The organism is [Zimmermannella] alba NBRC 15616, assembly GCF_001570905.1.
In the GTDB taxonomy this organism is placed as follows: domain Bacteria; phylum Actinomycetota; class Actinomycetes; order Actinomycetales; family Microbacteriaceae; genus Pseudoclavibacter; species Pseudoclavibacter albus.
Genome location: NZ_BCSO01000001.1, coordinates 321309 through 341780, shown reverse-complemented (window position 1 = coordinate 341780; position 20472 = coordinate 321309). Strand labels below are relative to the sequence as shown.

20 protein-coding genes are annotated in these 20472 nt (G+C 65.1%); 1 reads left to right on the top strand and 19 read right to left on the bottom strand.

The window, feature by feature from the left end:
* Positions 1-90 precede the first annotated feature (90 nt).
* The 13 genes from ZAL01S_RS01625 to hrcA all read right to left on the bottom strand — a co-directional run bounded on the left by ZAL01S_RS01625 (position 91) and on the right by hrcA (position 14307).
* Positions 91-2814, bottom strand: a complete 2724-nt coding sequence (locus tag ZAL01S_RS01625) for a bifunctional lysylphosphatidylglycerol flippase/synthetase MprF (protein WP_066078712.1) — start codon at positions 2812-2814, stop codon at positions 91-93.
* The gene (locus ZAL01S_RS01620) at positions 2811-4133 is read right to left on the bottom strand and encodes an alpha/beta hydrolase (protein ID WP_066078710.1); all 1323 of its coding nucleotides are present in this window, start codon (positions 4131-4133) and stop codon (positions 2811-2813) included. Before ZAL01S_RS01620 ends, ZAL01S_RS01625 begins: the two co-directional genes overlap by 4 nt.
* Before the next feature lie 100 nt (positions 4134-4233).
* On the bottom strand, positions 4234-4983 hold the full coding sequence (locus ZAL01S_RS01615; protein WP_066078708.1) for an ATP-binding cassette domain-containing protein: 750 nt from the start codon (positions 4981-4983) through the stop codon (positions 4234-4236).
* Between the two features lie 126 nt (positions 4984-5109).
* Positions 5110-5772: a response regulator gene (locus ZAL01S_RS01610; protein WP_066078706.1), complete on the bottom strand. Its 663-nt coding sequence runs from the start codon at positions 5770-5772 to the stop codon at positions 5110-5112.
* Positions 5769-7184 carry a sensor histidine kinase gene (locus ZAL01S_RS01605; protein ID WP_066078705.1) on the bottom strand — a complete coding sequence of 472 codons (1416 nt, stop codon included), beginning with the start codon at positions 7182-7184 and terminating at the stop codon, positions 5769-5771. Before ZAL01S_RS01605 ends, ZAL01S_RS01610 begins: the two co-directional genes overlap by 4 nt.
* A gap of 8 nt (positions 7185-7192) precedes the next feature.
* Positions 7193-8116, bottom strand: coding sequence for a GTPase Era (gene era / locus ZAL01S_RS01600; protein WP_066079347.1), 924 nt, complete (start codon positions 8114-8116; stop codon positions 7193-7195).
* Positions 8117-8118: 2 nt separating this feature from the next.
* Positions 8119-9489: a hemolysin family protein gene (locus tag ZAL01S_RS01595; protein ID WP_244875296.1), complete on the bottom strand. Its 1371-nt coding sequence runs from the start codon at positions 9487-9489 to the stop codon at positions 8119-8121.
* The gene (gene ybeY, locus ZAL01S_RS01590; RefSeq protein WP_066078702.1) at positions 9486-9959 is read right to left on the bottom strand and encodes an rRNA maturation RNase YbeY; all 474 of its coding nucleotides are present in this window, start codon (positions 9957-9959) and stop codon (positions 9486-9488) included. The genes ZAL01S_RS01595 and ybeY overlap by 4 nt, the downstream gene beginning before the upstream one ends.
* Entirely contained in the window at positions 9956-10936 is a 981-nt protein-coding gene (locus tag ZAL01S_RS01585; RefSeq protein WP_083522959.1) for a PhoH family protein, read from the bottom strand. Before ZAL01S_RS01585 ends, ybeY begins: the two co-directional genes overlap by 4 nt.
* Before the next feature lie 46 nt (positions 10937-10982).
* Complete coding sequence (locus ZAL01S_RS01580; protein ID WP_066078696.1) at positions 10983-11339, bottom strand: HIT domain-containing protein; 357 nt, start codon at positions 11337-11339, stop codon at positions 10983-10985.
* Complete coding sequence (locus ZAL01S_RS01575; RefSeq protein ID WP_066078695.1) at positions 11336-12127, bottom strand: 16S rRNA (uracil(1498)-N(3))-methyltransferase; 792 nt, start codon at positions 12125-12127, stop codon at positions 11336-11338. The genes ZAL01S_RS01580 and ZAL01S_RS01575 overlap by 4 nt, the downstream gene beginning before the upstream one ends.
* Entirely contained in the window at positions 12128-13228 is a 1101-nt protein-coding gene (gene dnaJ / locus ZAL01S_RS01570; RefSeq protein ID WP_066078693.1) for a molecular chaperone DnaJ, read from the bottom strand.
* Between the two features lie 38 nt (positions 13229-13266).
* Complete coding sequence (hrcA, locus tag ZAL01S_RS01565; protein WP_066078688.1) at positions 13267-14307, bottom strand: heat-inducible transcriptional repressor HrcA; 1041 nt, start codon at positions 14305-14307, stop codon at positions 13267-13269.
* A gap of 140 nt (positions 14308-14447) precedes the next feature.
* Between hrcA and ZAL01S_RS01560 the strand changes: the two genes are divergently transcribed.
* A complete protein-coding gene (locus ZAL01S_RS01560; protein ID WP_066078686.1) occupies positions 14448-15098 on the top strand; it encodes a DUF4870 domain-containing protein in 651 nt (216 codons plus the stop codon).
* 63 nt (positions 15099-15161) lie between these two features.
* Here ZAL01S_RS01560 and hemW read toward each other — a convergent pair whose 3' ends face one another.
* From hemW to ZAL01S_RS01530, 6 genes are all read right to left on the bottom strand, one after another.
* The gene (gene hemW, locus ZAL01S_RS01555) at positions 15162-16382 is read right to left on the bottom strand and encodes a radical SAM family heme chaperone HemW (protein WP_066078684.1); all 1221 of its coding nucleotides are present in this window, start codon (positions 16380-16382) and stop codon (positions 15162-15164) included.
* Positions 16372-17115 carry an FAD-dependent thymidylate synthase gene (gene thyX, locus ZAL01S_RS01550; protein ID WP_066078681.1) on the bottom strand — a complete coding sequence of 248 codons (744 nt, stop codon included), beginning with the start codon at positions 17113-17115 and terminating at the stop codon, positions 16372-16374. Before thyX ends, hemW begins: the two co-directional genes overlap by 11 nt.
* 86 nt (positions 17116-17201) lie before the next feature.
* Complete coding sequence (locus tag ZAL01S_RS01545) at positions 17202-17681, bottom strand: tetratricopeptide repeat protein (RefSeq protein WP_174519447.1); 480 nt, start codon at positions 17679-17681, stop codon at positions 17202-17204.
* Entirely contained in the window at positions 17678-18403 is a 726-nt protein-coding gene (gene dapB / locus ZAL01S_RS01540; RefSeq protein WP_066078678.1) for a 4-hydroxy-tetrahydrodipicolinate reductase, read from the bottom strand. Before dapB ends, ZAL01S_RS01545 begins: the two co-directional genes overlap by 4 nt.
* 19 nt (positions 18404-18422) lie before the next feature.
* Positions 18423-19028 carry a histidine phosphatase family protein gene (locus tag ZAL01S_RS01535; RefSeq protein ID WP_066078676.1) on the bottom strand — a complete coding sequence of 202 codons (606 nt, stop codon included), beginning with the start codon at positions 19026-19028 and terminating at the stop codon, positions 18423-18425.
* Complete coding sequence (locus ZAL01S_RS01530) at positions 19025-20371, bottom strand: M16 family metallopeptidase (protein ID WP_066078673.1); 1347 nt, start codon at positions 20369-20371, stop codon at positions 19025-19027. Before ZAL01S_RS01530 ends, ZAL01S_RS01535 begins: the two co-directional genes overlap by 4 nt.
* Between the last annotated feature and the right edge of the window lie 101 nt (positions 20372-20472).

Here is a 20472-nt window from a genome sequence, read left to right as displayed (position 1 = left end):
CGCGACGAGGTGGCTTAGGAACTAAGCCTCGTCGCGGCGAGGAAGAAGAAGAACCTGACGGCGCATGCCACGACCATAGCAAATTGTTCGCTACGAACCCTGAGACTTGCGTTCAGGGTGTGCAGCTTGTGCACTCTCACCCTGGTCAGCAGCAGCGTTCCGTGCCTCCGCTGGTGCGGTTTCCGCCACAGCAGACTGCTCAGCGGCAGCCGCGGCAGCCCGCTCCCTCTTCGCGGCTGCGTGCTGTTCTCGACGACGCTCCGCCTCGCGGCGCGCTCGCTCACGTTCGGAGCTTCGGATCATGCGCACGGCCTGCCACGACTGGCTGAGCGTGAGCTCCGGCAGGTACGCGTTCGTGAGACCGAAGCCGATCGCGGGCAGTTCCACGGCATCCGGGTAGGCGAGGTAAAGCGGCCGATATTGCGGCTTGAACTTGCGCTTGAACGAGAGCAGCGAACGGAATCCGTAGAGCGGCTCCATGCGTTTGCTGAGCTCCTCAAGGAGACGGTCGAGTAGGGCATGCTCCCCCGCTTCAGCCGTGGACTGCGCACCCGTGCTGGCGGAGGTCGCAAGCGGCGCCGCCGAGAGCGAGATCTCTTCGAGTCCATCCTCCTGGAACCGGTTTGCGGCGCTGCCGATGAGCATTTCCATGACGCCGTTCATGCTGTTGGGGGTTCGGCGCATGAAGTCGAGGATGCGCCCGACGACCACGCCATCGCGCCACACGGGCATCCAACTCGTGACCGCGAGGATGTCACCGTCCTTCGACACGGCCATGCCGATGACCGTGTCGGGGTCGTCGAGTTCACGGAAGCCACCGAGGGTGAAGCCCATTTCCGGGAGCGGCTTCTCACCAACCCACGCTTCGCTCAGCGCACGAATGTGCTTCGCCTCAGCGACCGTGAGCTCGTCGAAGGTGCACCACTTCACTTCGAGACCTTCGCGGGCGGCACGGTTCATTGAGGTGCGGATGTCCTGACGGGGCTTGCCCTTCGTCGACCATTCAGCAAGCAGGATGACCGCTTCTTCGCCGACTTCGACGCTCGCCCAGCCGTGCTCGCGGAGCGCCTTCGTGAGCGATTCGGGAGCAGAGTACAGTGCGGGAATCCAGCCACGGGCATCGGCGTAGTCCGCGAAAGCCAGCACGGCACGGGCCGAAATGTCAGCGTCGCTCGTGCCAAGCGGCGCAGCCAGGATGATCGCAACGCCTCGCTCAAGACGGAACGGAACGAGCGTGCCGGTGTCGCGGTCGAGCCAGGAGTGCATCCCGGGCCACTGCGTCATGGCGCTCAACGTCGACACACTGCCCTGTTTCAGTGCGTTCGCACGGTCCTCGAGGCTCGGTTCCTCGCGGTGGTGTTCGGGTGCCGTCATGATTCGCCAGAGGGCGACGAGCATGATGAGGGTCGTGAGGATGGGGATCGCGACGCACAGGAGGCTGCTGAGCTCATCCACCGGCTGCAGTGAGCTCGGCGAGAGTGCGACGAGGTTCTGCGGCAGGAATCGCTCCGGGAGGTGCAGCACGGCCTGCCACGGATCCGGTGTCGGCGTGAAGGTAACGGGGAACGACCACGCAACACCGAGATAGAGCGCGGCGAGCACCAGCAGCCCGAGCCCGACACCGCGAAGGGACTTGCGCACGAGGCGCACATCTGGCTGGTTCTGGCACAGGCGCTGATTCGCGATGAGGACGCCAGCGACGACGAGATGCACGAGGCCGATGATGAGGACCTGCCAGAACCACTGACCCTGCTGCCCCCACAGCGGTGCGGTCGTGAGGTCGAGGTCACCGAGAACGAGCGGCTCAATGAGCCAGAAGTACCAGACGGTAAGACCAAGCGCGCCGACAATCGTCGCCCCAATCCACAGCGGGATGCGCTGACCGCGCCAAACGCCCCAGGCGGCCAGCACCAGCACGAGCCACGGGAGCCCCGTAATCACGTTGTCGAGGAACATCGTGAAGCCGGAGTGGGCAGAGAGGGACGCGCATGCTTCACTCACGTGCCACACATTGCACGCATCCGCGTCGAACTGTGCATCGCTCATGAACAGGCTCACGAGCGGCACGGCGACCGCATTCGCACGCATCGCAACGCTCGCGATGATGGGCCCGACACCGAGCACGGCGAGCATGCTCGCAAGCCAGGCACGAAGCTCGTGCGAGCGAGATGGACGCCACAGATCGTGCACAAGCGGCTCGCGCACGAGCGCACTACCGATGAGGATGCCCACAAGCACGGCGAGCAACCGCTGCAAGTCGCTCGGGTGCCCGACATAGACGACAAGCATGGTCGTGAGCATGGCGAGCGAGCTTCGGATGCGCCGTCGCATGACGCGCGGGCACCATGCGCTGCCGACCGCAGCAAGCGTTGCGCCGAGTGCGCTCGGGTCGGAGACGAGCTTCTGGGCGGCCTCATAGGCACCCGGGAAGTCCGCGTCGATGCCAGCGCTTTCGAGCAGAATCGCGAGGAGCGCACCGATCACGAGCGCGGCGAGCGAGCCGAGCACCCATGGTGCACGTCGGACGCGGTGTTCGACGAGCCACCCGGCGAGGAGCACGAGGGCGACGGCAAACAGCAGCTCTTCAATCGATGAGCCCATCAGCGTCCAGGTGCTGATCGTCCACCAGCGTCCTAGCTCGATGACCTGGTGTTGGCCGGTTGCGAACACCGCATTGGCCGGGTTGTCGTCTACGCTATACCCGCCAGCGGCGGTCACAAGTCCGGCTGCGGTCGCGGCGCACAGCAGCACGATGCAGACGGTCGTCACCCAGTGACGCGTGATCCAGGTTCCAATCCGGCGCACGGCACTCATGCGGTCACTCCAGCTCGGGTCAGGGTCGTGGGCAGCGTCTGTTGCCAGATGTAGTGGACGGTGTTGAAGTCGTGTGAGGTTCCGGGCGAGGTGAGCCGCGTGGTCTCAATCCCCGCCTTCGTGGCGACGCCCGAGAGCTCGTCCGCGTAGCCGCTGAAGACTTTGTCGAGTTCACCGGTGCCGATGACGAGCGTCGTGTCGTTGTAGGGCGTGTGCTTGCCGATCACCGCAGCGGGTTTCGCGGATTCCCAAGCTTCGGCGTTCCCGGCGAATCCTTGGCTCACCGTTGCCACGGGGTCACCCGCGAGGCTTGGCGCGAGTTCTGGCGAGATCGCAATGTTGCTCGCGAAGCGATCCGGCAGGTCGAGGCCGATCTGCATCGTGCACGTCGCACCCTGCGAGAACCCCGCAAAGGTCCAGGCCGTGCGGTCACTGGCCACGGGAAGATGCGATTGGATCCACGGGATGACGTCGTGTTCGAGGTAGCTGCGCGAGTTGCCGAGCGCCCCATCCACGCACTTGGGGTTCTGTTCGGGTGCCCCGAGCTGGTCGGGGCTCACCACGATCGGGGCGAGGCCGTGGTGCTCCGACTGGATCTGTTCGAGCACCGAGACGGCGTCGCCACCGCCTGCCACCACGTCATCCGGGCTCCCGGGCTGGCCCGAGAGCATGAGCACGACCGGAAGGGAGGGCGGGTTCGCAACTTGCGCGGCAGGAGGTAGCCACACGGATGCGTTGCGTGCGGCAAAACCAGAGGTGGTGCCGGGAATGCTCACGTGCATGAGGGTGCCGGACGATGGCATGTCGCTCGGCGGCGTCCACTCGGATTCCGTGATGGCGTGGGATGCTGCTGGCTGCGCGAGCGGTGCGATCGTTTCAGCCGGTGAGCCCGCGAGCGTCGAGGCGAACTGCTCGGTAGTGCGCACCACGCCGAAGACGGAGTTCACACCGAGGGTCGCGCCAACGATCAGGGCCAAGCTTGCAAGGACCGCGAGCGTACGACTCACGGGGAAATGACGCCGTTCGGCGTGCGCTGGTGACTCCGCTGCGCGTGCACAGGCAATCCCGAATCCACCGCACATGACCGCAACGCCGACGACACACCAGGCGCGTGCAGCGAACGGGACATCCACCGGGATGAGGGCGAACACATCGCACACCAGCCACGTCGCCAGAGCTGCGACGGCAAGGCCGCAGACAGCCGAGACGCCAGCACCGCGAAGGCGGAGGCGCCGCCCAAGGCGCGCGGTCACGATCGCAAGCATCGCGATGGCAACAGCAACCACTGCCGCTGCCAGAAACGGGGAATCCACGCGCATCTCGTCCTCCTCGTTCCGGGGTTCCGGAGGGAGAAACTACCCCCTTCGCGTCGGATGTTTCCCCTGAGTGTGAGCGTTTCTGCCGAGCGGCAACAACGCTCTATCGCGAGGACGAGGACACCCTGCGCGCTGGCTGTTCTGCTGCACCCGTGTTGAGCTCGACGACAACATCACACGACTCGACAGCCTTCGTATTCGTCGTACACAGCACGGTGGTCACGGCGTGCTCCTGCACGAGCGCGCGCACGAGCGCCATGAGCACAGCGCCACCGTGCGCATCGTCCCCGGTGAAGGCTTCACGAAGCAGCAAGAGCCCCGGCCGAAGCGCCAGGGCGCGAGCGATGGCGGCACGGTCGTGCCGGGCGCTGCAGAGCTCGAAGGGGTACCGGTGGAGGTCATCGCCGAGACCAAAGGTTTCGACGAGGCGATCGAGCCAGGCACGGTCGGTGTCGCGCAGTGGCATCTCAGCGATCTGGAAGGGAAGCTTCAGGTTTTCGGCGAGCGTACGCGAGGAGGCGAGGCGGTACCCGGGCCCAACGATGCCGACCCGCTCGCGGCGCAGGCGTAGCACTTCGGCACGCGTGAGCTGCGCGATGTCGACGCCGCCCACCAGCACGGTGCCCCGGGCAGGATGGATGCCGCGCGTCAGGGCTTCGAATGCTCCATCGACGGCGTCTCGCTCAGGCGAGTACAAAGCAGTGAGTTTGCCCGGCGAAATGGTGGCGGTGAGACCGTGGACGAGCGTGCGGCCGCCGACAACAAGATCAGCGTCAGTAAAGACGAACCCGCCGAGGCTCCCACGGCGATGCCCGAACAACGTCGGGATCGTTTGGGATGAGTTCACGGTCATGCCTCCACAGTAGAAATCCGCAGCGAAAAGGGCATCGGAAGGGGTTCTGAATCGCCGTCATCCATTCGAATGACACGCGCACACGCAACAGCACAACCCCACGAACGGTGCTGCGGCAATGCGTGACTAGATGAGGCCGTGCTCGTAGGCGTAGACGACGAGCTGCACGCGGTCGCGAAGCTCAAGCTTTGCGAGCACACGCGAGATGTGGGTCTTCACGGTCGCCTCGGAGAGGAACTCCTGTTTCGCAATCTCACCGTTCGAAAGACCCTTCGCGGCGAGGAAGAACATTTCGCGCTCCCGCTCGGTGAGCTGCTGGAAGGCTTCAGGCTCACCACCGAGACGTCCCGGCGACTCCGAAAACTTACGGATGAGCTCAGCCGTTGCCTGAGCGGCGAACACGCCCGCGCCCGAGTACACGGTGCGGACCGCGGCAAGGAGGAACTCGGGGTCGGCGTCCTTGAGGACGAAGCCCGAGGCGCCAGCGGCAACGGCCTTCGCGACGGCCTCGTCAAGGTCGAAGGTCGTGAGCACCAGGATGCGGGACTGAATACCGCGCGCCACGATCTCGCGCGTTGCCTCAAGGCCATCCACGCCCGGCATGCGCACGTCCATGAGGATGACATCCGGCTGGATCGTCGCGGCGAGGGCAACCGCCTGGCGACCATCGCTCGCCTCGCCGACGAAGGTCATGTCGGGCTGGCTTTCGATCAGCATTCGGATGCCGCCGCGGAACAGCGGCTGGTCATCAACGAGCGCGACACGAATCTTGTCTGCACCTTGGCTCATTGCTCGAAGCTCCGTTCTCGGGCGTGGTCGCGAGTACTGGCAAGAATATCGCTCGGTGCCGTTGCGGGCGTCTCAGACACGGGCGCGGGGCGCGAGCTGCCCGCTGAGACCGGCACACGGGCGGCCACAACAAACTGATCACCAACAACGCCCGTCTCGACGGTGCCGCCGATCATGCCTATGCGCTCTCGCATGCCGATGAGGCCATGGCCCGAACCCTCGCGGGGTGGCTGCGGTGTCGGGTTCAAGTAGTTCTCGATCGTGAGTTCGAGGTGCGTCTCAGTCCACAAGACCGTCAATCGCGCGCCACGCTCGGGGGCCCCGTGACGAAGCGCATTCGTGAGCGCTTCCTGCACGAGACGGTACACGGCAACTTCTGCTGCCTGGCCAATCGGTCGACGGGTGCCGCGGAGACGATGCTCAACGCGCAGCCCTGCGCCTTCCATGCGAACGAGGAGCGTTGCGACATCGTCGAGGCCAGCCTGCGGCCCCTCCCCCTGTGAGTGACGCAGCTGCGCGAGAAGGCTGCGCACATCCGTGAGTGCTTCACGGGCGATCTCGCTAATGGTCTGAAGGGTCGGCTCGGCCGCCGCCGGATTGGCTCGCACGGCGTAGCGTCCACCGTCGGCCTGCGCGACAACCACGGCAAGTGAGTGCGCGATGACGTCGTGCATGTCGCGTGCGATGCGGTTACGTTCCTGCTCGACGATGAGCTGCTCTTGCGCGCGCAGCGACTCGAGTTCAGCAAGCTCGCGCTGGTGCTGCACGCGGCGCGAACGCATCTGCGTACGTCGCAGAATTCCGGCCGACCAGAAGAGCACGTTGACGGTCGCGATCGCGAGCCAGAGGAATCCACCGACCATAACGACGATCACGGCGCCATAGGCGACGGTCTCGGCGAGGATGCTCCACCCAGCAACATTCAGCGGCACGAGGAAGACGTAGAGCGCGAGGAGCGCCGGTGCAACCAGCGACATAATGCCCGCCGCAATCTGACTCGTCCGCGAGCCGAAGGCTGCCGCCGAATAAATGAGGATGCAGAGGCCGAGGTCACAACCGTGCGGCGGCGCGTGCAGGAGCGGCTGCAGCGAAATCGCGAACATGCCGAGCACGAGCGCCGGCCCCGGCATCCAGCGGCGACACGCGATCGCGACAGTGAGCAGGATGACGGTCGGGATAAGTTCAAAACCGAGCCGAAGACTCAAGTCGGTCGAAATGACGAACGGCCAGCCGATGATCGTTTCAAAGGCGACCGCAAGGGCGATGTCGACCACCCAGTTCACCCAGCTCATGTGCCGGGGGTGAATGGTGAACGCCCCGTGCTCCGGGTCCGGCAGGCGGTCGTGATCGTCACCGCGAAGCTGCGATTTCGTTTCCCCCGCGTGCTTGTCGTCGTGTGTCGTCGTCGGCACAGCCCGTCCTAGAACCCGAGACGACCCAGCTGCTTCGGGTCGCGCTGCCATTCCTTCGCCACCTTGACGCGGAGCGAGAGGATGATGCGTCCCTCAGAAATCTCTTGAATTTCGCGCTGTGCACGCTCACGAACCGACTTGAGTCGTGAACCGCCGTGCCCGATGACGATGCCCTTCTGGCTTTCGCGTTCCACGATGAGGTTCGCGTACACCTCACGTGTGTCGTCATCGTCTTCGCGTTCGACGATGTCTTCGATCGTGACGGCGATCGAATGCGGCAGTTCGTCTCGGACACCGTCGAGCGCGGCTTCACGAACGAGCTCTGCCGCGCGCTGGTCGAAGCTCTCTTCGGTGATCATGTCGGCCGGGTAGAGCGGTTCTGATTCGGGCATGAGCGCGAGCATTTCGGTGACGAGCGTTTCCAAGTGGATGCCGTCAACCGCGGACACCGGAATGATCGCCTCCCAGTCGTCACGAATCATCGAAACGGCGAGGAGCTGGTCACCAAGCTCGGCCTTCGTCACGGTTTCTGCCTTCGTGACGAGCGCGATTTTCTTCGCGCGCGGCGCTTCGTTGAGCTGCTCTGCGATGAAGCGGTCGCCCGGGCCGATCGGTTCACCGGCAGGCACACAGAAGCCGATTACGTCGACATCCGACAGCGTCGAGGCAACGAGGTCATTGAGGCGCTCACCGAGGAGCGTGCGCGGACGGTGGACACCGGGCGTGTCCACGATGATGAGCTGGCCGGCATCCCGGTGCACGATGCCGCGCACGGCACGACGCGTGGTCTGAGGCTTCGGCGAGGTGATGGCGATCTTCTCCCCGACGAGGGCGTTCATGAGGGTCGACTTGCCAACGTTCGGGCGACCGACGAAGGTCGCAAAGCCTGCGCGGAATGGCTCGCTCATGTGCTCTTGGTTCGTGTCCGTCATGGTCATGCCCGTTCTGCTGGGTTGGTGTCGTGCGTTCGTTCGCGCATCGATTGGGTTGCACGCGCGTGCAGCGCCTGTTCAACGACGTCGTCCTCGTGGAGCGCTTCATTGTCGAGTTCGTCATCCGTGAGTTCACGAACAATGATCGTTTCGATCCTGCCACGTCGGCCGACCCGCTCTGCCGTGAGCTCGAGCCCGAGGGCAGTGGCACGCTCGCCCGGATCGGGGATCGTGCCGAGCGCCTTCTGCAGAAGACCACCTACCGAGTCGACATCGCCATCGTCGAGTTCGCGGCCAAGGAGCTCGGCAAGGTCCGCGATGCTCATACGCGACCAGACGCGGAGCGTGCCGTCGTCGAGAAGCTCGTATTCACGGTGACCGCGATCATACTCATCGGCAATATCGCCGACGAGTTCTTCAATGAGGTCTTCCAGCGTGACCAGGCCAGCCACACCGCCGTACTCGTCGATGACGATCGCGACGTGAGTTGCCTCGCGCTGCATGTCACGAAGGAGCGGCTCGGCGCCGAGCGACTCCGGAACAAAGCGCGCGTCACGAGCAATCGAGACCGCGGTCGCTGTGCTCTGCTCGTCGGTGAGGAGGCTCCGCGCGAGGTCCTTCGTATAGACGATGCCGAGGACGTCGTCGCTGTCCTTACCGGTGACGGGAGCGCGCGAGAAGCCGTGCTTCAAGAGTTCTTCGAGCGCTTCGCGCGCCGTCACATCGTGGTCGATCGTGACCATGTCGGTGCGGGCGACCATGACCTCGCGCACGAGCGTGCCGGAGAAGTCGATGACGGCGTGAATGAGCTGACGGTCTTCGTCTTCGAGGACGTCGTCTTCTGCTGCTTCGTCCACCATCGACAGTAGCTGGCGCTCGCTCGTAAGTGCGCCCGCGCGTCCGGGCCGTCCCGGGGTGACCCGGTTGCCGATCGCGACGAGGAGATCTGCGAGCGGACCAACGAGCATGCGGCACACGCGGATCGGCTTCGCGGCTGTCTTCAGCACGCGCAATGCGTTCGCGCGCGCGACCGAGCGAGGACTCGCGCTCGTGATGATGAACGAGACGAGGATCATGACGCCAACCGCGACGAGGAAGACCTGCCACTCTTCGGTGAAGAGGCGGCCGAGGATGAGCGTCGTGAGGACGACGGTCACGGTCTCGAGGAGGACCCGCGCGAAGGTGAGCGCGTTGAGGTGCGCGCTCGGGTCGTCCGCGATGGCACGAAGCGCGGTCGCAATGCGGGGCGAGCGTTCAGCGAGCTGTTCGATTTCGTGTCGGGAAGCTGATCCGATCGCCGTTTCAGCGGCCGCCATGAGGCCGCTGATCCCGATGAGCAGGATCGTGACGATCGCAAGCAGGACGATGATCACGCGCGCTGCTTCTCCTCGCGCTCGCGCAGAGCAAAACCCACGAGCAGATCACGCTGCAGACCAAACATGACGCGGTGCTCTTCGGGCTCGGCGTGGTCAAAGCCCACGAGGTGCAGCATGCCGTGCGTGACGAGGAGCAGAATCTCCTCCATCATCGAGTGTCCTGCCGTGCGCGCCTGCTGTTCGGCGACCTCCGGGCACACAACAATGTCGCCGAGCAGGCCCGGGTCGGTCGGTCGGTCGACGGCGCCAGGGCGAAGCTCGTCCATGGGGAAGCTCATGACGTCGGTCGGGCCCGGCTCATCCATCCACTGAATGTGGAGTTCTTCCATGGGACCCGTCTCGACGAACATGATCGCGAGTTCGGCGTCCTGATGGATGTGGAGCTGGTCGAGCACGTAGCTCGCGAGCTTCAGAATGCGCGCTTCGTCGACCTCGGCGCTGGTTTCGTTGGTGATTTCAATGCTCACGAGGAACTCGTTTCCTGCTTCGCGGTGGATGCGGTCGACCGCTTCTGCTGCCGGTGTCGTGCCACCTGCTGACGGGCGTCATAGGCGGTGTAGGCGTCGACGATCTTGCCGACGAGCGTGTGACGGACGACGTCATCGCTCGTCAGATTGGCGAAGGCAATGTCGTCCACGCGGTCAAGAATCTTGCTCGCGAGTTTGAGCCCCGACGCACCTGTCGGCAGGTCCACCTGCGTGATGTCGCCGGTGACGACCATGCGCGAGCCGAAGCCGAGTCGCGTGAGGAACATCTTCATCTGTTCCGGTGTCGTGTTCTGCGCCTCGTCGAGGATGACGAAGGAGTCGTTGAGCGTACGGCCGCGCATGTAGGCGAGGGGCGCGACTTCGATGGCGCCAGTCGCCATGAGCTTCACGACGAGCTCCGGGTCCATCATCTCGTTGAGCGCGTCGTAGAGGGGACGCAGGTACGGGTCGATCTTGTCGGTGAGGGAACCGGGCAAGAATCCAAGCCGCTCCCCCGCTTCCACCGCGGGCCGGGTGAGGATGAGGCGCGAAACTTCCTTGCGCTGGAGTGCTTGGACGGCCTTCGCCATGGCGAGGTAGGTCTTGCCGGTACCTGCGGGCCCGATGCCGAACACGATCGTGTGTTCGTCGATCGCTTCGACGTACGCCTTCTGACCCTGCGTCTTGGGGCGCACGACCTTGCCGCGGCTCGCGACGATCGCTTCGCCGAGCACCTCGCTCGGGCGCGAGCCATCGCTGTCGAGGAGCTCTTGCGAGAAGCCGACGGCGGAGGGATCGAGGTCGATGCCCTTGCACGTCATGTCGACAAGTTCGGTGATGAGCCGCTCGGCTCGGGCGACGTCGTGCTCTTCACCACTCAGGTGAATCTCGTTGCTGCGCACGAGCACACGCACCCGCGGATGCTCGCGCTCGACCATCTTCAAGAGGCGGTCTCCTGGACCGAGCAGCCGCACCATTGCCACCCCGTCGACCGCAATCGTGCGCTCGACGAAGGACTGAGCACTACTGGCCAAGGGATGCTTCCGAGAGGTCGCCACCCAGCACGTGCGCGTGCACGTGGAAAATCGTCTGACCGCCACGCTCACCCGTGTTGAACACGAGGCGGAACTCGCCGCCGCACTCGCGGTCAGCAATATCTTGTGCGAGGCCGATGAGTTCGGCGAGGAGCGCCGGGTCTCCCTTGGCAAGCTCCGAAACGTTGCGGTGCTCGGCGGTCTTCGGCACGACGAGCACGTGCACCGGCGCCTGGGGCTGGATGTCGCGGAAGGCGATGAGCGTTTCGGTCTCGGCGACGATGTCGGCCGGGATTTCGCGGTCGACGATGCGGCTGAACACGGACTTCTCTGCGGCGTCACTCATGCTTCAAGCCTAGGCGTTTCCGTCGGGGCGTTCGCTGGTCGCTGCCAGTGGCCGGTAAGAACCGAAAGCGCCGAGATCGCGGCAGGCCCTGCCGTCGAGGTGCGCAGCACGGGTGAGCCGAGCTGTACCGTGAGCGCGCCGACTTCACGGAAGTGTTCGATCTCCTCCGGCGAAATCCCGCCCTCGGGGCCGATGACGAGTGCAATGTCGCTCGCCGCGCGGTATTCCTCCACGTGTTCGTCAAGCCACGTGTCGGCTGCCGGATCAAGGACGACGACGAGCACATCCCGCTCTTGGAACCGTGCGACAAGCTGCGCGGTCGTTGCGAGCTCATTGACGTGCGGCACCTGGGCCCGGATGCTCTGCTTCGCGGCTTCGCGGACGATCGTCTGCCAGCGCTGCTGACCCTTCACCTGCTTCTTGGCATCCCACCGGCTGATGCTGCGCGCGGCCTGCCAGGGCGTCACCTCTGCCACGCCAAGTTCGGTGACGGCTTGGACAGCGAGCTCGTCGCGGTCGCCCTTGGCGAGCGCTTGCACGAGGTGGAATCGGGGGCTCTGTTCCTTATGGCGGGTGATGCGCTCGGCACGCACCTCGACACGGTCACGGCTTGCCGAGGTGACCTCACCGTCGACGAGCGTGCCGCGGCCGTCCCCAACGCTGATGTGTTCGCCGACGCCAATCCGGGAGACCACGGCAGCGTGCTTCGCCTCGTCTCCGGTTACCGCGACGAGATCTCCGACACAGAGCGTGCCGGGAAGCTCGTCAACGTAGTACAGCCAGGCCACCTAGCGGCCTCCGAAGCGGCTACGGAACTTCGAGAAGAGGCCCTGTCGCTCCTCCGAGAGGCTCGGTTCCGGAGCCTTGATGCGCGCCGCGAGCTGCTCGACGAGCTCACGCGAGGTGGCGTCGAGCTTCTTGGGGGTCACGAGCTGGACGTGAATCTCGAGGTTGCCGCGCTCAGTGCTGTGGAGACGGGTCACGCCGCGCTGGCGAATCGTGAGCACCTCACCCGACTGGATACCCGCGGGAATCTCGACTTCGACGTCACCGTCGAGAGCCTTGATACTCGTGGTTGTGCCGAGCATGGCATCCGGCAGTGACACATCAAGCTGGCAGTGCAGATCGTCGCCATCACGGGTGAAGGCATTGTGGTGGCGAACGCGCAGTTCGAGGTAAAGGTCGCCGTTTGGGCCACCGCCGGGGCCGGTCTCGCCGTGGCCGGCGAGGTGGATGCGCATGCCGGTGTCGACACCGGCGGGGATGTCGACGGGGATCGTCACGTCATCCCGCACGCGGCCCTGTCCGTGGCATTCCACGCACGGGGATTCGATGATCGTGCCGTAGCCCTGACACTGGTGGCAGGCCTCGTTCGTGACGACGATGCCGAGGATCGAGCGCACCTGTCGCTGCACGGAGCCCTGGCCCTGGCAGGCGGCGCAAGTCACCGGGCTCGTACCCGGCTCACAGCAGCTGCCCTCACAGCGCGGGCATCGCGTCGCCGTGCGCACCGGCACCTCGCGGTGGGTGCCAAACATGACCTCGTCGAGGTCGAGTTCGACGTGGACGAGGGCGTCCTGGCCGCGAGCCTGTCGGGAACGTGGGCCGCTGCGACGTCCGCCCGCGGCACCCCCAAAGAAGGTGTCGAAGAGATCCGAGAAGCCAAAGCTCTGGGCGCTATCGCCGCCCATGTCATACTGGCGACGACGCTCGGGGTCGCTCAGGGTGTCGTAGGCGTGCGTGACGAGCTTGAACTGCTCAGCGGCTTCTTCACTCGGGTTGATGTCCGGGTGAAGTTTGCGTGCGAGCTTGCGATACGCCTTCTTGATCTCCTCTTGGGATGCGTCGCGTGCGACGCCAAGCGTCTCGTAATGGTCGTGCTCTGCCACGTGTGTGGACTCCTTAGCTGTGGAAATGGATGGAGCGACTAGCGCTGTTCGTCTTCAAAGATCTTGCTCAAGTATCTGGCGACGGCCCGGACGGCGACAATGTTGCGCTGGTAGTCCATCCGCGTCGGACCCAACACGCCAAGGCGCGCCTCACCCGATTCGCTCGCGTAGCCGGTGGTCACGATGGCCGTCTCAGTGAGGGATGCATCCTCGTGTTCGCCACCGATGCACACGCCGAGATCGCGATCATCAAGGCTCAATTCGCTGATGAGGCGAAGCAGGGCGACCTGTTCTTCAATCGCTTCGAGCACGGGCGTGATGCTCGACGGGAAGTCACGCTCGGTGCGGGCAAGGTTTGCCGTACCGGCCATGATGAGCCGATCTTGTGTGTTCGAGAGCACCTGGTCGAGGAGGTTCGCCACCACGGGCGCGATGAGGTCCGCGTGCTCAGCTTCGATGAGCTCGGACACATCGCGCAGCTGGGCGGCTGCCTCCGACACCGTGCTCCCCACGAGTCGCTCGCCGAATCGGTGGCGAAGGCGCTCAACGAGCTCGTCGTCGATGATCGCGTCGAGCTCCCCGATGCGCTGCTCGACGCGGCCAGCATCCGTGATGACGACCGTCATGAGGCGGCGTTCGCTGAGCTTCACGATCTCGACGTGGCGGATGCGTGCCTGCGCGAGCGACGGGACCTGGAGCACGGCGACCGACTGCGTGAGGTGCGCCAGTGTGCGCACGGCCGTCGCGAGCGTCTGATCGTAGTCGCCCCGGCCCGGCTCGAGAAACGCCTCGATGGCTCGCCGCTGCGCGAGGGTGAGCGGCTTGAAATCGGCCAAGCGGTCGACGAAGAAGCGGTAGCCCTTGTCGGTGGGGATGCGACCAGAGGAGGTGTGCGGCGCGGCGATGAGCTCTGCTTCTTCGAGCTGCGCCATGTCGTTTCGAATGGTCGCGGCGGAGACATTGAAGCGGTGGCGTTCGACGATCGACTTCGAACCGACCGGCTCCCGGTTCTCGACGTAGTCACTCACGATGACTCGGAGCACTTCGAGTCCACGCTCAGAAACATCGTGTTCGCTCACTACAGTCACCTCCGTGCCACCTTGTGTTCGCCTTGGCAATCTCCGAGTTTAGCGAGGCGAGTACCCTGTTCTTTCGTGCGCGCTCGCGCCATGAGCGAACGTACCCCGACAAGACTTTGAACTGAAGGGCACTGTCCACCATGAGCTATCCAGAGAACACCGGTCAGAACCAGCCGAACCCGTACGGCCAGTCAGCAGACGGCCAGCAGGGTTGGGGCGGCCAGGCTGATGCACCCTCGGGGCAGCCCGATCAGCAGCCGAGCTACGGTCAGCAGGCAGCGGACTATGGTCAGCAGGCTCCGCAGTACGGTCAGCAGCCCGATTACGGTCAGCAGCCCGGTTACGGGCAGCAGCCCGGTTACGGGCAGCAGCCCGGTTACGGGCAGCAGCAGTTTGCGTACACGCAGCCTGGCATGTTCCCGGGCGGTGCGGTCAGCGCTGAGGACCACTCGGGCGCCTACATCTGCCACTTCCTTGAAGCGCTTGGCCCGGTGGGTTCGGGCATTGGCTGGGCGCTCATGAAGGACCGCGGCCCCGCCTCGAACCGTGAGGGCAAGGAGGCCTTCAACTTCGGCCTCACGATGGCGATCATTATTGCTGGCCTCTTCGTGCTCCAGACGATCCTGGCCTTCACGATCGGTCTTTTCGACTTTGGCCTCACCTCGGCGCTCGTCGGTCTGCTCTATCCGGTCGTCACGATCGGCAACATTGTCTTCGCGATCATTGGTGGCATGAAGGCGAAGGACACGGGCTCGTACCGTTACCCGATCAACTTCCGCCTCATCAAGTAGCGGCATCACGGAACGGGGCCAGGCAGCAGTGCTGTCTGGCCCCGTTCTCGTGCAGGTGAAGCGCTATGCCACGTCGAGGCCATGCACGATGCGGTCGGCGAGGAGGCGCCCCTTGAGCGTCGGGATGACGCGTCCTGCAAGCGCCGCGCGCCCGTCCACGAGGCCATCCGCGATGAGGCCCGCAAGGGGTGTCCGATCCCGCAATACCGCGACCGGCAGCCCTTCACGGATGCGGGTTTCGAGGAGGATCCGTTCGGTTCGTCGCGTTTCCTCATCCAGCACCTCGCGGCCAACAGCCGGGGTGACGCCGCGACTCAAACGTTCTGCGTAGGCGGCGGGATGCTTCGCGTTCCAGAAGCGCACGCCACCGATGTGGCTGTGTGCACCGGGCCCGAAGCCCCACCAGTCCGCGCCGCGCCAGTAATTGAGGTTGTGACGCGAAGGATGCGCTCCCCCGCGCGACCAGTTCGAGATCTCGTACCACTCGTAGCCTGCCGCTGCGAAGCGTTCATCGGCAAGCTCGTACATGGTCGCCTGGAGGTCGTCGTCCGGCGCTGGCACCTCGCCGCGCGCGATCTGACGGGCAAGCTTGGTGCCCTCTTCGACGATGAGCGCGTAGGCGGAGATGTGGTGTGGCTCATGCTCGAGCACAGCATCGATTGAGGCTCGCCAGTCCTCGAGCCGTTCCCCCGGCGCACCGTAGATGAGGTCAACGCTCGTCTCGAGGCCGACCGCCTTGGCTGCCGCGACGACGGGGCCGATTCGCTCCGGATTATGGGTGCGATCAAGCACACGGAGGACGTGAGGAACCGCCGACTGCATGCCGATGCTCAGGCGCGTGACGCCAGCGGCGGCAAGCTCCTCGAGCTCTCGCGGCCCGACGGTGTCAGGGTTTGCTTCGACCGTGACTTCCGCGTCCGGCTTCCATCCGAAGGTCTCGCGGAGCGTGCCGAGCATGCGAGCAAGCTCTCCGGGTGGCAAGAGCGTGGGCGTTCCGCCACCGACGAAGACGGTCGCGGCCTCACGAAGGACGCCCGCATCGTCCATCACGCGATGTGCGAGCGAAACTTCTTTCGCGACCTCATCCGGGTAGGACGCCTGTGAGACGCCGCGCAGTTCCGTCGCGGTGTACGTGTTGAAGTCGCAATAGCCGCAGCGGACGCGGCAAAACGGCACGTGCAAGTAGATACCGAACTCGCGCGAATCGACGCCATCGCGGCAGCTGGCGGGAAGGGCACCGTCGTCCGGAACCGGCTCGCCGAGCGGAAGAGCGCTAGGGGGCAACGCGACCGTTCTCGTCGAAGGTTTCGGCGGTGAGCGGCATGAGCTCGCGCCAGAACGCTTCCATCTTCTCGGCGCACATTTCGATCTCACGCTGCGGGAACGACGGGAAGCGCGAGTCTTCACGCTTCGTGCGCAACGAGAGGAAGTTCATGAGCGCGCGAGCGTTCATCGTGACGTACATCGACGAGTAGATGTTGAGCGGGAGGACGGCGCGCGACACCTCGCGAGCGATGCCGGCCGCCAGCATTCGCTGGTACGACTCATAGGCGCGGATCGAGCTCTCGCGAATCTCACGGTCGACGAGTTCGTGCTGCTCGGCGCTGCCCGGGACGAAGACGTACTTGCCGGGCTTGCCTTCCTGGACGAGGTTGCGCTCGGGAGCGGGCGTGTAGAACACGGGGCGAAGTTCGCGGTAGCGGCCCGACTCCTCGTTGTAGGACGCGATGCGGTGACGCTGAAACTCGCGGAACACGAAGATCGGTGCCTGCACGTAGAACGTCATCGAGTTGTGCTCGAACGGCGAACCGTGACGGTCGCGCATGAGGTAGTTGATGAGGCCGCGGTCGCGGGCGCTTGCCTCGGCGTCCGACTGGGCCGATTCGAGCGTCTGCTCACCCTGCGTGGACACGCGTGCTGCGTAGAGCACATCGCGGTCGCTCGCGGCGGCGCGGACAAGCTCAACGGTGACATCGCTACGGAACTGTGGTTCGAGGTGTTCAGCGTTCTGGCTCACGCCACGAGAGCCTACCGGACGCGTCGTTCCTCCGGCCGCCTCAGGCGAAGCGCTGTCCGGATCCGACAGGCGCGTTGAGGAGAGCCTCAAGCCGTGGCGGCATCCCCCGCGCGCGACTCGGCACGCTCGAGTTCGATCGCGCGACGCACGCTCGCTCGGGCCCGGCCATTGTCTCCGCTCGCACGGTACGCGAGCCCGAGGCGATACCAGGCGCGCCAGCTCTCCGGCTCTGCCTCGACCTGAGCCTTCCACTTCGGGAACTCGGCGTCGGCGGCGGCACGGTCAGGGCGTCCACTCGGGAGCTTCGGGAGCGAATCCTCCGGCAGTGACCCTTCGGCTTCCATGCGCTTGAGCAGGTGCTCAGCCTGGAATCCGAACATCACTTCGCGTCCGATGAGCCACGCGCCGAGCACCGGCAAGATGATCATGCCGACGCCGAGCGCAATGTTCACGGCGTCGCCGGAGCCAAGGAGCGTCCAGGCGATGCGGATACTCATGACGAAGTAGAGCACGAGGACCGTCGCGATGACGAGGGCGAAGATCTTGGCGCGGGTGCGTGCGGTCATGACAGCTCCAGCAGTTCGTCAAGGCCCGTGATGAGGCCGCGGGCTTCGGGCGCACTTCGAAGGGCGAGCAGGATGCCGCGGTCGTAGGCCGTGGATGAGGTGGTGAGGTGGCGGATGTCGAGGGTCTCCCCCGTGCCGCCGAAGATGACACGCTGTTCGGCGACCACGCCCGGCAGACGCATGGCGTGCACGGGTACGCGGCCGATCGTTTCACCGCGCGAGGTTGCATCTGCGTTGGCCTGCGGCGACGCATCCCGTGCCACGAGCACCTCGTTGATGCGTTCTGCCGTGCGGACGGCGGTTCCCGAAGGTGCATCGACCTTGCTCGCATGGTGGGCCTCGAGAATTTCCACGTCGTCGAAGAAGCGCGCCGCGATCGTCGAGAGGTGGGTGCCGAGCACGGAGCCGATTGAGAAGTTCGGGACCACAAGCACACCGAGATTGTCGGGAATGCGCGGTGCCAGCTGCACGAGGCGCTCAGCGTTCCAGCCGCTCGTACCGACGACGACCGGCACACCCGCCTGCAGTGCGTACTTCACGAGAGGCTCGGAAGCATCGATGTGCGTTACATCAATGACGACATCGGCACCGGCAATCTCCTCGAGTGAGGACCGGCTCGACAGCGCCGAGTGTAGTGTGAGATCTTCGGCATCGTTCACGAGCTCACAAATGTGTGAGCCGAGGCGACCGGTGGCGCCGTACACAGAAACCGCGAGAGTCATAGGCTCCAGCGTACGCGGGCTAGAACGGCAGTTGCGCGAGGGTCGCCCCGGTGCGCTCTTCTGGCGCGAGGTGTGCGACGTCGTTGAGGACGAGGAGTTCGGCTGGCTTCGTTGAACGAATGCGCAGCACCGAGATCGAGGCATTGAGCGTGTTGAGGCCGAGCCAACGCCAGCTCGGGCAGTCGAGCGCCTTCGCAATGAACGCGCCGATCACGAAGTTGTGGGTCACGATGAGCGTGTGCTCATCGCCGCGGGTACGCGTGAGAAAGGCGTCGAAGGCGTCGTGCATCTGGGCGATGCCCGCGTCGATGTCTTCGTTCGGAATGCCGGTGAAGAAACGCTCATAGAACGCAGGTGTCTCGTCGGTGAGGCCAGAGGGAATGCAGTCAAAGAGCAGCGTCGACTCCTCAGCGTCCGGCCCTTGTGTGTAGCCGTCGATGATGCGCGCTGTTTCGAGTGCACGGTCGAGCGGTGAGGTGTACTTCGCGGTGAACGGCACCTGGGCGAGACGCCGCCCTACCTTGTGGGCCTGGCGCTTGCCGAAGTCATCGAGCGGTGCATCGACGACGCCGTGTTCTGCGTCACGCTGCTGTGCGTGGCGGACGAGGTAGATGTAGTGGCTCACGGCAGTTCCTCGAGTGCGGTGCGGGCGTCGTCGGGCAGCGTGCCGACGGCTGCTGCTTGGAGTGATCCGCCGAACACACGCTCCGCGACACGTCGGCAGTCTTCTGTCGTGACGGCATTCATGCGCTTGAGCGATGCGGGGAGGTCAAGGAACTCCCCCAGGTGAATTTCGCTGCGGCCCAGGCGGTGCATACGCGTGTCGCTGTCTTCGAGCGCGAGGGCCGAGACACCGGCTGCGGCGCCCTTCGCGTCGCTGAGTTCTTGTTCGGTGACGCCGTCCTGGATGAGCTTGTCGAGTTCTGCGCGCATGACGCGGATGACATCAAGCGTCCTCTGCGGCGCGCATCCCGCGTACATGCCGGCGAGGCCTGCATCCGAGTGTCCGCCCGCGAAGGAGTGCACCGAGTAGGCGTAGCCGCGCTTCTCACGGATTTCCTGGAACAGGCGCGAGGACATACCGCCACCAAAGATGCGGTGCGTGAGGGCGTGCGCGTGCCGGTCACTGTCGTGGATGGTGAGGCCCGGCGTACCGATGAGGAGGTTCACCTGCTCAAGCGGGCGTTCAACGTGCACGAGCTTGGGGCCCGCCTCACGCTCGGGGGCGATGTGGGGACGGCGCGCGCAGGGGCTCTGCACCTCATCGAGGTTCCAGCCGCCAGCGCGGAGTGCGCGGTCGACCTGGTCGACGAGCGCCGCGTGATCGACAGCACCAGCAACGGTCACGACGAGTTCGGCCGGACGGTAGTGGGCGCGGTAGTGGTCCCACACGTCGTCCCGCTTCGCTGCGCGGATCGACTCTGGCGTGCCTCCGATCGGGCGTCCGAGCGGGTGACCTTTGAGGATGGCCTCGTGGAAGCGTTCCCAGAGAACGTCGTTCGGGTCGTCGTCGGCCATCGCGAGTTCTTCGAGGATGACGCCGCGCTCGGTCTCGAACTCGTCTGGGTCGATGACGGAGGCGCAGAGCATGTCGGCGAGCACCTCGACGGCCATCGGGAGGTCGGCGTCGCGCACCTTGGCGTGGTAGACCGTGTGCTCCTTCGCGGTAGCGGCATTGTGTTCGCCACCGACTCGGTCGAAAGCGAGCGCGATGTCGAAGGCGCTGCGCGTTGCCGTGCCCTTGAAGAGGAGATGCTCGAGGAAGTGGGTTGAGCCGTACTGGTGCGGCGCTTCATCACGCGAACCAACCGGCACCCAGAAGCCGATGCTCGAGCTTGCCGCGCCCGGCACGGACTCGGAGAGGATGCGAACGCCCGAGGGCAGGATCGTTCGGCGAAGTCGCGTGCCCTGCTCGAGGGTGATGTCGAGTTCGGCTTGGTCGAGAGGAAGGCTGATGGCGTCCGTCATGGCTCACCCACCCTAGGCGATGGACGGACAGTTTCGGATCAGCCTCGCGACGGTTCCACATGCCACGATGGGCCGAGCTCGGGTTTCTCACGCCGGGCGGA

Excerpts from the sequence above, each read along its gene's own strand:
- ZAL01S_RS01625 (WP_066078712.1), bottom strand. The coding sequence starts at position 2,814 with ATGAGTGCCGTGCGCCGGATTGGAACCTGGATCACGCGTCACTGGGTG.
- ZAL01S_RS01620 (WP_066078710.1), bottom strand. The coding sequence starts at position 4,133 with ATGCGCGTGGATTCCCCGTTTCTGGCAGCGGCAGTGGTTGCTGTTGCC.
- ZAL01S_RS01615 (WP_066078708.1), bottom strand. The coding sequence starts at position 4,983 with ATGACCGTGAACTCATCCCAAACGATCCCGACGTTGTTCGGGCATCGC.
- ZAL01S_RS01610 (WP_066078706.1), bottom strand. The coding sequence starts at position 5,772 with ATGAGCCAAGGTGCAGACAAGATTCGTGTCGCGCTCGTTGATGACCAG.
- era (WP_066079347.1), bottom strand. The coding sequence starts at position 8,116 with ATGACGGACACGAACCAAGAGCACATGAGCGAGCCATTCCGCGCAGGC.
- ZAL01S_RS01585 (WP_083522959.1), bottom strand. The coding sequence starts at position 10,936 with ATGGTGCGGCTGCTCGGTCCAGGAGACCGCCTCTTGAAGATGGTCGAG.
- ZAL01S_RS01580 (WP_066078696.1), bottom strand. The coding sequence starts at position 11,339 with ATGAGTGACGCCGCAGAGAAGTCCGTGTTCAGCCGCATCGTCGACCGC.
- ZAL01S_RS01560 (WP_066078686.1), top strand. The coding sequence starts at position 14,448 with ATGAGCTATCCAGAGAACACCGGTCAGAACCAGCCGAACCCGTACGGC.
- ZAL01S_RS01545 (WP_174519447.1), bottom strand. The coding sequence starts at position 17,681 with ATGACCGCACGCACCCGCGCCAAGATCTTCGCCCTCGTCATCGCGACG.
- dapB (WP_066078678.1), bottom strand. The coding sequence starts at position 18,403 with ATGACTCTCGCGGTTTCTGTGTACGGCGCCACCGGTCGCCTCGGCTCA.
- ZAL01S_RS01530 (WP_066078673.1), bottom strand. The coding sequence starts at position 20,371 with ATGACGGACGCCATCAGCCTTCCTCTCGACCAAGCCGAACTCGACATC.